At 37.6% G+C, this 13,124-nt stretch carries 10 protein-coding genes; all 10 read left to right on the top strand.

Features of this window, described 5'->3' with window-relative positions:
* The first annotated feature begins 1 nt into the window (after nucleotide 1).
* Nucleotides 2-1,051: a galactitol-1-phosphate 5-dehydrogenase gene (locus RBU59_RS10885; RefSeq protein ID WP_308147893.1), complete on the top strand. Its 1,050-nt coding sequence runs from the start codon at nucleotides 2-4 to the stop codon at nucleotides 1,049-1,051.
* Nucleotides 1,052-1,188: 137 nt separating this feature from the next.
* Complete coding sequence (gene pfkB, locus RBU59_RS10880) at nucleotides 1,189-2,124, top strand: 1-phosphofructokinase (protein ID WP_308147892.1); 936 nt, start codon at nucleotides 1,189-1,191, stop codon at nucleotides 2,122-2,124.
* A gap of 40 nt (nucleotides 2,125-2,164) precedes the next feature.
* Nucleotides 2,165-3,178 carry an aldo/keto reductase gene (locus tag RBU59_RS10875; protein ID WP_308147891.1) on the top strand — a complete coding sequence of 338 codons (1,014 nt, stop codon included), beginning with the start codon at nucleotides 2,165-2,167 and terminating at the stop codon, nucleotides 3,176-3,178.
* Between the two features lie 124 nt (nucleotides 3,179-3,302).
* Nucleotides 3,303-4,949, top strand: a complete 1,647-nt coding sequence (locus RBU59_RS10870) for a response regulator (RefSeq protein WP_308147890.1) — start codon at nucleotides 3,303-3,305, stop codon at nucleotides 4,947-4,949.
* A gap of 5 nt (nucleotides 4,950-4,954) precedes the next feature.
* The gene (locus tag RBU59_RS10865) at nucleotides 4,955-6,766 is read left to right on the top strand and encodes a sensor histidine kinase (RefSeq protein WP_308147889.1); all 1,812 of its coding nucleotides are present in this window, start codon (nucleotides 4,955-4,957) and stop codon (nucleotides 6,764-6,766) included.
* Complete coding sequence (locus RBU59_RS10860; RefSeq protein WP_308147888.1) at nucleotides 6,750-7,733, top strand: substrate-binding domain-containing protein; 984 nt, start codon at nucleotides 6,750-6,752, stop codon at nucleotides 7,731-7,733. Before RBU59_RS10865 ends, RBU59_RS10860 begins: the two co-directional genes overlap by 17 nt.
* 348 nt (nucleotides 7,734-8,081) lie before the next feature.
* Nucleotides 8,082-9,575: a sugar ABC transporter ATP-binding protein gene (locus RBU59_RS10855; RefSeq protein ID WP_308148576.1), complete on the top strand. Its 1,494-nt coding sequence runs from the start codon at nucleotides 8,082-8,084 to the stop codon at nucleotides 9,573-9,575.
* Nucleotides 9,576-9,588: 13 nt separating this feature from the next.
* Nucleotides 9,589-10,572: an ABC transporter permease gene (locus tag RBU59_RS10850; protein ID WP_308147887.1), complete on the top strand. Its 984-nt coding sequence runs from the start codon at nucleotides 9,589-9,591 to the stop codon at nucleotides 10,570-10,572.
* A 25-nt stretch (nucleotides 10,573-10,597) separates the two neighbouring features.
* A complete protein-coding gene (locus RBU59_RS10845) occupies nucleotides 10,598-12,091 on the top strand; it encodes a sugar ABC transporter ATP-binding protein (protein ID WP_308147886.1) in 1,494 nt (497 codons plus the stop codon).
* Between the two features lie 12 nt (nucleotides 12,092-12,103).
* Nucleotides 12,104-13,099: an ABC transporter permease gene (locus tag RBU59_RS10840; RefSeq protein WP_308147885.1), complete on the top strand. Its 996-nt coding sequence runs from the start codon at nucleotides 12,104-12,106 to the stop codon at nucleotides 13,097-13,099.
* The last annotated feature ends 25 nt before the right edge of the window (nucleotides 13,100-13,124 follow it).

Raw genomic sequence — 13,124 nt, 5'->3', positions numbered from 1 at the left:
AATGAAAGCAGCAGTAGTCGTTGCAAATGAAGATGTACAATATTTGGATTATGAAGAACCGGTAACAAAACCCGGTACGGTTAAAGTCAAGGTAAAAGCATCCGGTATCTGCGGATCTGATATTCCAAGAGTATTGCATAATGGTGTACATTTTTACCCTATTGTATTAGGACATGAATTTTCCGGAGAGGTGGTAGAAATCGGAGAGGGCGTTACAAAAGTAAAAGTCGGAGACAGAGTTTCCGGTGCGCCTCTGCTGCCATGTCTGACCTGTGAAGACTGCCAGAACGGTAATTATTCTCTGTGTAAACATTACAGCTTTATCGGTTCCAGAGAACAGGGCAGCAATGCGGATTACGTTGTAATCCCTGAAAGAAATGCAGTGGTATTCGATAAAAGCATCTCCTTTGAACAAGGCGCTATGTTTGAGCCTTCTACCGTAGCTCTTCATGGACTTTTGCAGAATGATTATCAGGGCGGAAAAAATGTTGCCATATTAGGCGGAGGAACCATTGGTTTATTTACTATGCAGTGGGCTAAAATTTATGGTTCTAAGAAAGTGGTAGTATTTGATATTAATAACGAAAGACTTGCACTTGCGAAACGCCTTGGAGCGGATGAAGTGTTGAATACCACGGAAGAGGGATTTTTGGAAAAAGCCATGGAATATACGGACGGAAAAGGTTATGACTTCGTTTTTGAAACAGCAGGAGCAGCCCCAACCATGTATATGGCATTTGAATTAGCAGCAAATAAATCCCATGTATGCTTTATCGGTACGCCTCATGTTACTTTGGAATTTTCACAGAAATTGTGGGAAAACATGAATCGTAAAGAATTTAAATTAACCGGTTCCTGGATGTCCTATAGCGCACCTTTCCCGGGAAAAGAATGGGAACTGACCGCCCATTATTATGCAACCGGACAGTTAAAGTTTGACCAGGATCTAATTGCCGGAAAGTATCCGATGAGCAAAGCACAGGAGGCATTTCAGTTATTTAAGGTGCCCGGTGCCGTAAACGGTAAAATCCTGTTGGTGAATGAAGAATAGTGTACGTGTCACTGATTGCCAAAATACAGGTTGTACTCTCGTATAATAAATGGATTATATGGTTATAAGACATTAGTGTATTGACAGACAGCCCAATACTTAACAGGTCGGTACACTGACAGGAAAGGAATATAATAATGATATTAACGGTTACCCTAAATGCAGCGATAGATAAAAGGTATGTCGTAGAGAATTTGCAGACCGGCAGTGTAAATCGGGTAAAAGAATGTACTTATTCCGCCGGAGGAAAAGGACTGAATGTATCCAGAGTTGCAGCAATTGCCGGTGAAGAAGTAACGGCAACCGGGTTTGTAGGCGGACATGCAGGTCATTATATTGTAGAAGCACTGGACGGTAATAATATTAAAAGTGATTTTGTGCATATCAGCGGAGAAAGCAGATCCTGCATTAACATCTATGATGAAACGAATCATACCCAGACGGAATTCCTGGAGCCGGGCGTATGTATAACAGATGCCAATGAAGAAGAAATGCTGAAAAAATTTCTTTCACTCATTGACACATGTTCGGTGGTGGCTATCTCCGGAAGTGTTCCCAAAGGAATGGACGGTTCATTATATAAAGAAATGATTCAGATTGCAAAGAAACATCATAAGCAAGTCATTCTGGATACCAGCGGAAAATTACTGGAGGAATCCTTAATAGCAAAACCGACCATGATTAAGCCCAATATGGATGAAATCAGAATGTTAACCGGTAAGGAATTAAACAGTCAGGAAGATTTAATAAAAGCGGCTGTTGAGATTCAAAAATCAGGAATTGAAGTTGTTGTAATATCCTGTGGTTCCGACGGCTCTCTGATTGCCTGTGAAGAAGGCATATATAGAGCATTTGTACCAAAGATAGAAGCGGTTAATACGGTGGGATGCGGGGATTCTATGATTGCAGGGTTTGCAGTTGGATTCTCCAGAGGATTGTCCATGGTAGAAACCATAAAACTTGCCAGTGCAATTTCCGCGGCTAATGCAAAACGTATGGAAACCGGATTTTTTATGACAAAAGATATGTTGGAACTTTTACCCCAAATTAAAGTGGAAAAATTAATTTATTAATTAATCTTATATAAAATTCAAAAATAAAGGAGAATATATTATGACAGCATTTATTGATCCAAAATCAGTGCCTCAGAGAAAATTATATACAGGCGAATATATGCCTGGTATCGGAATGGGAACTTTCGGTTCCGATCGTTTTACACCGGAACAGGTTTCCGCAGCAGTAGCCGGTGCGATTGAAGTTGGTTATCGTTTATTTGACTGTGCTGCAGTTTACGGTAATGAAGACCTGATCGGTGAAGTATTCCAGGCGGCATTTGACAAAGGAACCGTAAAAAGAGAAGAATTATTCATTACGACAAAAGTCTGGAATGATAAACACGGTAAAGGAGATGTACTTCTCTCCTGCGCTAAGAGCTTAAAAGACTTACATTTAGATTGTATTGATCTTTTCTTTGTTCATTGGCCATTTCCAAATTATCATGCACCGGGCTGTGACGGAGATTCCCGTAATCCAGATTCAAAACCTTTCAATGTAGATGAATTTATGAAGACTTGGAGACAATGCGAGAAATTAGTTGATATGGGACTTGTAAGATACATTGGTATGTCCAATATGACCATACCTAAATTAGAGGCAGTTCTTCCTTTATGCAGAATTAAACCTGTAGCTATCGAAATGGAATTACATCCATGCTTCCAGCAGCCGGAATTATTCGATTACTGTGTTGCACATGAAATTCAGCCAATCGGTTTTTGTCCAATCGGTTCTCCAACCAGACCGGACCGTGATAAAACAGCTGATGATATTGCGGATATTCAGGTTCCGGAATTAGTGGAAATTGCGAAAGCACATAATGTACATCCTGCTGTTGTCTGCTTAAAATGGGCAGTACAAAGGGGACAGATTCCCATTCCTTTTTCCATTCATGAGAATGAATATCTAAGTAATTTAAAATGCACAACAGAAGATCCGTTAACAGAGGAAGAAATGGCTGTTTTAAAATCCATTGATAAAAATAACCGTTTGATAAAAGGACAGGTTTTCTTGTGGGAAGGTGCTAAAGGTTGGGAAGACCTTTGGGATTTAGGCGGAACAATAACAAAATAAAAAGTGAATGAATAGAAACGTTTACTTAAAGTGATTAACAATATATCAGGCTGTTGCAAAAATCTTAAAATATCAATTTGCGGTATACGCAAGTTAAGTAATTCTAAGCTTTTGCAGCAGCTTTTTGGCTAAGAAAATTATGGGAGTGAAAGCAATGTATCGGGTATTATTAGTGGATGATGAAGTTCTTGTAAGAGAGGCCATCAGTGAGAATATAAAATGGGATGAGTTGGGGTATGAACTGGCAGGAAGTTGTCAAAATGGTAAAGAAGCAATTGAATTTCTGGAGAAAAATTCGGTTGATGTTGTTCTTACTGACATCTGTATGCCTTATGTGGATGGAATGGAATTAAGTGAATTCATCTTCAACCATTTAAAAAATATAAACATTATTATATTCAGTGGTTTTGATGATTTTGAATATGCTAAAAAAGCAATAAAGTATAATGTAAAAGAATATCTTCTAAAACCGGTAACTGCTTCCGAATTATCTAAAATTTTAACGGACCTGAAAGAAAAAATGGATAAAAATAAAAAGGAAGCAGAGAAATTAGTAAGGTTAAATGAAAGCTATAATAAAAATAAACTTTTGATTAAATCAAAAGTAATCGATGATTTAATTAAAGGCAGTAAAACAGCAGAAGAAAATGAGAAAGCTCTTCTGGAAAATAATATTATATTAGATGCTTCCGATTACAGAGTGGCTATTGTTGAAATTGAATTTGATTCTGATATTAAGGATGAGGAACAGAACAAACAATATAGTTCCTTAATGACATTTGCCGTATACAATATCTGCGATGAGATATTAGACCAATATCAGGTCGGACTTGCCTGCCTGGGTAATGATAACAGGGTTTTTATACTGTTTAGAACCAATAAACCGAAGGCATTTGATCAGGAAGTAAAAAGTATCAGCACAGAAATAAGCAGTAAAATCAAACAATTTATGAATCTTGGAGTTACCATTGGTATTGGAAGAAAGGTAAAAGACACTAAGGAGATTCATATATCCTATGAGGAAGCACAGGATTCCATGAAGTATCAATACCTTTTCGGAGAAAGCAGTATTATTGATATGGAAGACATCGTGAGAAGCCAAAAAATAAATGAGGAAATAATACTGGAAGACAGGATTGATTCCCTGATATTAGCCATTAAGATGAAAGATAAACTGAATATAGAGCACATTTTAAATAAAATGGAAGATACCATAAAAAGGTCCCTGGCTGATAAAAATAGAATCGATTTACACCTGCAGCAGATAATTTTAGCAATAAATAATACGTTAAAAGCTTCTGAATTAGATGAAAACCAGTTAAATATAAGGAGAAATCAATTATTAACAGACATTGCTAAATCAAAAACACTGGGTAAAGTGATGGAATTACTGAAAGAATATTGTTATAAAGCGATGTATGAAATAGATATGCAGAAAAATATCGGCGGCAAAAGGCAGGCACTGCTTGCCATGGATTATATAGAAAAAAATTATGCAGATACCAATTTAAATCTTAATTCAATCTGTTCGTATCTTAGCATAAGCGCCAGCAGATTCAGTACTATATTTAAAAATACGACAGGGGAGACCTTTATGGAGGTACTCATCCGTATCCGGATGCAAAAAGCAAAAGAGTTATTGGAAAACACAGATTTAAAAAACTATGAAATAGCAGAAAAAGTAGGTTTTAGTGATCCGCATTATTTCAGTATAGCGTTTAAGAAAATGACAGGAAAGACTCCGTCTGAATATGCTAAGGAGAAGAGGTAACCATTTTGAATAAAGAAAGTAAGAAGAATGTAATATTACATCATTTCAAAAGCATTCGCCTTACCATATTGTTTTCCTTTTCTGCATTAATTGTTTTTTCATTATTGATATTTTTATTAATATCATTAAATTATACAGAAGATACCGTACTGGATAATTCAATTGATAATACCACGCAGTTAATAAAACAGGTTAATGGTGATATTGATTCTTATATCAATTACATGGAAAACATATCATCCTTAGTTACAAATAATGAAAATGTAAAAGATTACCTGTTTTATGATAACTTAACGAAAGACCAGAAATCACTTTATGCCACGGCTATCTTAGATCAGTTTAACACAATTATGGAAGCGAGGCAGGATATATGTAATATTGCAGTAATTTCCAGCAATGGAAGATATATTATTAATGACGGTACTGATATGTTGAATGAGTTTGTTTCTCTCTTCAGTCTGGATTGGTACCGCTATGCTTTTTTATATCCGGATAAAACTGCTTTATCTTCCTCCCATGTACAAAATGTGATTAAAAATAATTATAAATGGGTTATAACCTTAAGTAAAAGTATAAAAAATCCAATAAGCAATAAAACCTCGGGTATATTTTTTATTGATTTAAATTATAACGTAATTAGTGATATGTGTGAAAACAATAGTCTTGGTGAAAAAGGATACGTTTTTATTCTGGACCGTGACGGCAATATCATCTATCATCCACAGCAGCAGCTGCTTTACAGCGGATTAAAAACTGAGCGGGTTGATCAGGTTTTAAATAGTAAGACCAATTATTTTGTAACCGATGAGGGGGATGAAAGTAAACTTTATACCATATCCACTTCCAAGAAAACAGGGTGGACCATAGTTGGTGTTGTTTATGAATCGGAATTGATGAAGAACAAAACACAGACCCAGATTATCTATATTGTGGTAGCTTTTATTTTACTTGCGGCGGCAATGATTATTTCTGTTTTTATTTCAACCAGGATTACCAGGCCTATTAAAAAACTGAAGGATTCCATGAAAGAAGTCGAAAAAGGACATTTTGACAATGCTAACATTGAAGTGATATCAGAAAATGAGATTGGAAGTCTAAGCAAATCCTTTAATATCATGACTGCGGAAATCAAAAAATTAATGGAAGAAAATATCTATGAGCAGAAACAAAAGAGAAAAAGTGAGTTAAAAGCCTTACAATCCCAAATCAATCCGCATTTTCTCTATAATACATTGGATTCTATCATCTGGATGGCAGAAAGTAATAAAAATAAAGAAGTTGTACTTATGACCGCATCACTGGCTAAATTATTACGGCAAAGTATTAGCAATGAGAATGAGGTACTGACAATTGAGCAGGAAGTCGGTTATATTACAAGTTACTTAACCATACAAAAGATGAGATACAAAGATAAATTAGAGTACGAGATTGATGTGGACAAGGACATTTGCCAATATGAGATTGTAAAGCTGGTTCTCCAGCCTATAGTAGAAAATGCAATCTATCATGGAATCAAATTTAAAGAAACCATGTGTCTGCTTACGATCCGGGGATATTCTGCCGGTAATAATATAATAATCAAAGTCATTGATAATGGTGTAGGTATGACGGAGGAAGTTCTGGCTCACATTTTTGATGAACATAAACATAATTTTAAATCCAATGGAGTAGGAGTTTTTAATGTGCAGATGAGACTTCAGTTGTATTACGGCAAGAACTATGGAATTACGTATGAAAGTTCTCCGGGAGAAGGAACAACTGCAACAATCACAATTCCGAAGAGAAGAGTACAGGGGGATAATGGTGAAAAAGTATAAGATATTAATAATTACAGTATTATCGCTATGTATTTTAGTACCCGGTATTTATAAAATAGTGAAGAACAGCTTAAAAACAGAAGTACCCATAAATATAATATATATACCAAAAATCATAGATGATTCCAATGAATTCTGGTCCGCTTTAATCGGAGGAGCCGAAATGGCAGCAAAAGAGTTTAATATTAATTTAAAGGTTGTGGCTCCCGATGCGGAAGAGGATTATGCGAGACAGAATCAATTGATTGACTGGGCCATTAAGCAAAAACCCGATGCAATTGCCCTGTCCCCTGCGGATTATTCGGAAACGACAGCGAAAGCAAAAGAAATCGCCGATAATAATATAAAGCTTGTTTTCATTGACTCCACTGTAAATGAGAATGTCCAGGATGCGCTGGTAGCTACAGATAATTATCTGGCCGGTAAAAAAATGGGCGAATATATGAAAACTTTTGTAAATAGGAATACTAAAATTGCAATTGTCGGTCACGTTAAAACGGCATCAACAGCGATTGAGAGGGAAAAGGGACTTCGGTCAGGATTAGGATCGGATGAAAGTAAAATAGTAGATGTGGTCTTCTGTGATTCCGAATTTGGCAAAGCTTATAGTTTAACAATAGAGTTGCTGAAAGAATATCCGGATCTTACTATGATTGCAGGGTTAAATGAATATTCATCGGTCGGTGCAGCCAGGGCGATCAAGAGGCTGGGGCTGGCAGGTAAAGTGAAAGTAATCGGTTTTGACAGCTCAATTGAAGAAATTGAACTGTTAGAAGAAGGAGTCTTTCAGGGAATTATTATCCAGAAATCTTTTAATATGGGTTACCTTGGAATCGAAGAAGCAGTTAAATTGGTTAAAGGTAAAAAAGTTGAAAAAAACGTGGATTCCGGTTCACAGTTAATTACGAAAAATAATATGTATACAGAAGAAAATCAGAAATTATTATTCCCGTTCTGGGGGGAGTAAAGAAAGAAGTTTTTGCAAATCATTTATGAGCAGTTTGCAAAAACTTCTTTTTTTATGAAAGACACCGGGGGGTGACCTATTATTTCAGCTTGGTTTATGGACAGTTATTTGTTATATTTCACAGGAAATATGAAGGTAAACAGTGTAAATGGATATAAATAATGGAATTATACATGAAAAGAGTTTCCATAATGGTCGATTTTATGGTTAATTTTGATACAGTCAGTAGAATTTTAACTATTTTTAAAAAGATATTCTATTAAATAATACTGTAATTGATTATATACTATTTACATAGTAAGAGACTGAGAAATGCCTGAAAGAATAGACCAAAAGGAAGGTGAAAACGTGGGCGAAGTAATATTAACAATGAAAGGGATCGATAAATCTTTCCCGGGCGTGCATGCGTTGGATCATGTGGATTTTGAGGTAAAAAAAGGAGAAGTTCACGCACTGATGGGCGAAAACGGAGCCGGAAAGTCAACACTGATGAAAGTACTGACCGGTATCTATAAGAAAGATTCCGGAAGCATAACCTATGAAGGCCGGGAACTGGAATTTAATAACCCGAAAGAAGCACAGGATGCAGGTGTTGTAATCGTACACCAGGAACTTAACATGATGGGCCATCTTACCGTGGCACAAAATATATTCATCGGCAGAGAGTTCATGAAAGGCAAGCTGATTGATGATGCCAAAATGAATGAAGAAGCGGGAAAACTATTTGATAAGCTGAATATAAATATAGATCCTACAGAGAAGATGAACAGGCTTACGGTAGGAAAACAGCAGATGTGTGAAATAGCAAAAGCCATCTCCCATGATGCAAAGGTTATCGTATTTGATGAACCCTCCGCTGCACTGACGGAATCAGAGATAGAGGAACTGTTCAAGATTATAAAAGATCTAAGGAGCAGGGGTCTGGGAATCGTTTATATTTCCCACCGAATGGATGAAATCAAAGTCATAACTGACCGTGTAACGGTAATGCGTGACGGCGGATATGTAGGAACGCTGATTACGAAAGATTCTACCAAAAATGATATCATTAACATGATGGTAGGAAGGGTTATCTATGAAGATCCCAAGACAGAAAGCAATGTTTTAAAAGATGCACCGGTAGTCCTTAAGGTGGAACATCTGAATGCAGGAAAAATGGTGCAGAATGTAAGCTTTGAGCTGCATAAGGGCGAAATCTTAGGTTTCTCAGGGCTTATGGGAGCCGGAAGAACGGAGACGGCAAGAGCATTGTTTGGAGCAGATCCCATAGAAAGCGGAGATATCTATGTGAATGGTAAAAAAGTAGATATCAAGTCACCGATAGATGCGGTTGCCAATGGAATCGGTTATTTATCGGAAGACCGGAAACGTTTCGGGATCGTTGTTCAAAAGACCGTAGCAGAGAATACCACCATGGCCTCCTTAGAGAACTTTATGTCTGGAATCTTTATTAATAAGAAAAAAGAAAAAGAAGTCACCCAGAAATATATAGAACAGCTAAAGACAAAAACTCCAGGTACGGATCAGCTGGTAGTTAACCTGTCAGGAGGTAACCAGCAGAAGGTGGTAATTGCAAAATGGCTTGTTAGAAACTGTGATATCCTGATCTTTGATGAACCGACAAGAGGAATTGATGTAGGAGCGAAAAATGAGATTTACCATCTGATGAATGAGCTGGTAGCGGAAGGAAAATCAATTATTATGATTTCTTCTGAGATGACAGAAATTTTAAGAATGAGTGACCGTATCGTAGTTATGTGTGAGGGTAAGAAAACCGGTGAAATTGATATAGCGGAAGCAACACAGGAAAAGATTATGAATGCGGCAACGCTTAGAAACTAGGAGGAAAGAAGAAGTGGAAAAGATTAAAAACAATGTTTTGGTTAAAAAAATTGGATTTAATAAGCTGGTGCTATGCTTCGTTTTAATCTTGATGTACTTTGCATTTGCTATTGTCAGTCCAACATTTATTAGCTATTCCAGAATATTAAGTGCATTAAGTTATGCATATTTCTTGGGATTTCTTGCATTGGGCGTAACGTTTGTTATTGGTACCGGAGGAATAGATTTCTCCATCGGACCGGTTATGTTCTGTGCAGCATTAGTATCAGGTCAGTTACTGACCAAAAGCGGATGGCCGTTGATTCCCTGCTTGATCGTAAGCATACTGGTTGGTTTGCTTTTTGGAGCTTTAAATGGATATATGGTTGCATATTTCCGTATCCCTCCCTTTATTACTTCCATGGCAATCATGCAGATATCAAAGGGTGTCGGTTCCGTATTCACCAAAACACAATCTGTAAGCTGGCCTCAGGCGGCGGAAGCGAATGGCTGGTACCGTTATCTGGTGAAAGCAAATATCGGTGGTGTGGATGTGCCAACAGGCCTTATCTTTTTAGGTATAACCGCTATCATTTGTGCAATCATATTAAATAAGACAAAAATTGGACGTAATATATTATGTATCGGCAGTAACAGAGAAGCGGTTCGTTTATCGGGTGTTAATGTAAAGAAGTGGGAAATGATGGCATACATGATCTGTGGTATATTAGTCGGTATTGCGGCAATCTTCTTTGTAGGAGCCTATACTACGATTCAGCCGGGTCTTGGCGATCAGTACAACAATGAAGCAATTGCAGCTGCGGTAATGGGCGGAACCTCTATGGCAGGCGGTATTGCATCGATCGGAGGTACTTTTATCGGTACCATGATTATAGCTTTACTTCAGGAGGGTATCCTGGCAATGGGCTTTACAAAAGATTATCAGTTAGTAATTACGGGTATCATCGTTATAATCGCTGTATATATGGATGCTATGTCCAAACGTAGAAGAAACTAAGCAGGAAAGGTAGATAGGTGAAAACGTGGGCGAAGTAATATTAACAATGAAAGGGATCGATAAATCTTTTCCGGGCGTGCATGCGTTGGACCATGTGGATTTTGAGGTAAAAAAAGGCGAAGTTCACGCCCTTATGGGGGAAAACGGTGCCGGAAAATCAACACTGATGAAAGTACTGACCGGTATCTATAAGAAAGATTCCGGAAGCATAACCTATGAAGGCCGGGAACTGGAATTTAATAACCCGAAAGAAGCACAGGATGCGGGTGTTGTAATCGTACACCAGGAACTTAACATGATGGGGCACCTAACTGTGGCGCAGAATATCTTCATTGGCAGAGAATTCATGAAAGGAAAACTGATTGATGATGCCAAAATGAATGAAGAAGCAGGAAAACTATTTGATAAGCTGAACATTAACATAGATCCTAATGAAAAAATGAACAGGCTTACGGTAGGAAAACAGCAGATGTGTGAGATAGCAAAAGCCATCTCCCATGATGCAAAGGTTATCGTATTTGATGAACCCTCCGCCGCACTGACGGAATCAGAGATAGAGGAACTGTTCAAGATTATAAAAGATCTAAGGAGCAGGGGTCTGGGAATCGTTTATATTTCCCACCGAATGGATGAAATCAAAGTCATAACCGACCGGGTTACGGTAATGCGTGACGGCGGATATGTAGGAACGTTGATTACAAAAGATTCTACCAAAAATGATATTATTAACATGATGGTAGGACGTGTTATCTATGAAGATCCGAAGACAGAAAGTAACGTTTCAAAAGATGCACCGGTAGTCCTTAAGGTAGAACATCTGAATGCAGGGAAAATGGTACGGAATGTAAGTTTTGAGCTCCATAAAGGTGAAATCTTAGGTTTCTCCGGGCTGATGGGAGCTGGAAGAACAGAGACGGCAAGAGCACTGTTTGGAGCAGATCCGATTGAGAGCGGAGACATCTATGTAAATGGTAAAAAAGTAGATATCAAAACACCTATGGATGCGGTGGCCAATGGAATCGGTTATTTATCAGAGGACCGGAAACGTTACGGAATCGTAGTACAAAAGACCGTAGCAGAGAATACTACCATGGCCTCCTTAGAGAACTTTATGTCAGGAATCTTTATCAATAAGAAAAAAGAAAAAGAAGTTACTCAGAAATATATTGAGCAGTTAAAAACAAAAACTCCAAGTACGGACCAGCTGGTAGTAAACCTGTCAGGAGGTAACCAGCAGAAGGTAGTAATTGCGAAATGGCTTGTAAGAAACTGTGACATCCTGATCTTTGATGAACCTACAAGAGGAATTGACGTAGGAGCAAAAAATGAGATTTACCATCTGATGAATGAGTTGGTAGCAGAAGGAAAGTCAATCATCATGATTTCTTCTGAAATGACAGAAATATTAAGAATGAGTGATCGTATCGTAGTTATGTGTGAAGGAAAGAAAACCGGTGAAATTGATATAGCGGAAGCAACACAGGAAAAGATTATGAATGCGGCAACGCTCAGAAGTTAGGAGGAGAAAGTGATGTCAAATAAAAATGGAAGTATATTAACGAATAATCCGTTTGTCAGAAAAATGGGTACACAGAAAACAATTGTATTAGTTATCATTATTGCCCTTTTTTCATTTTTTTGTATAGCGAGTCCATCCTTTAGACAGTATTCTACTGTTTTAAGTATTATGGATTATTCCTATTACATTACTTTAATGGCAATTGGTGTAACCTTTACCTTGATTACAGGCGGGGTTGACTTATCGATCGGTACCGGACTTGTATGCTATTCTATTGCCGGCGGTTATCTGGTTGTTTATAAACACTGGCCGGTTGCACTTGGAATGCTGGTAGCGATTCTGTTTGGTGTTTTAATCGGTTTATTAAATGGTATTTTAGTAGCAATAATGAACTTACCGCCATTTATTGCAACCTTATGTACCATGATGATAACCAGAGGTTTAGGTTCTCTTTGTTCCGGTGGTTTTGGTATTCCCTGGCCCCAGGCAGGAACGGACGGAGCATGGTTTCGAAGTATTTTTAAACTCAAGATCGGTACGATGAAATATCCGGTAGGTTTCTTACTGATTATTGTATTAATTATAATTATGTCAATTGTCTTAAATAAATCTAAGATTGGCCGTTACATTATTGCAATCGGCAGTAATAAAGAAGCAGCAAGGCTCTCCGGTGTAAATGTTAAAAAATATCTTATTATTGCCTATGTTTTATCCGGTTTATTTGCAGGTTTAGCCGGAATCGCATATGCAGCAACCTTTACCAGTATTAATCCCGGTACGGGAGCAGGATTGGAATTAGATGCTATCGGCGGTGCAATAATCGGTGGTGTATCCACAACCGGCGGATCCGGTTCTATTGTCGGCGCATTACTTGGTGTATTTGTAATGTCAATGTTAAAAACAGGACTTCCCTATATCGGTTTGCAGGCTAACTGGCAGCAGATTATTACAGGTGTTATATTATTAAGCGCAGTTCTGATTGATGTATTAAAGAGAAAAGACAAATAAACATGTTATGTAAACGCGTATGCGG

The organism is Anaerocolumna sp. MB42-C2 (genome assembly GCF_030913705.1).
In the GTDB taxonomy this organism is placed as follows: domain Bacteria; phylum Bacillota; class Clostridia; order Lachnospirales; family Lachnospiraceae; genus Anaerocolumna.
This window is presented reverse-complemented; position numbering and strand designations above follow the sequence as displayed.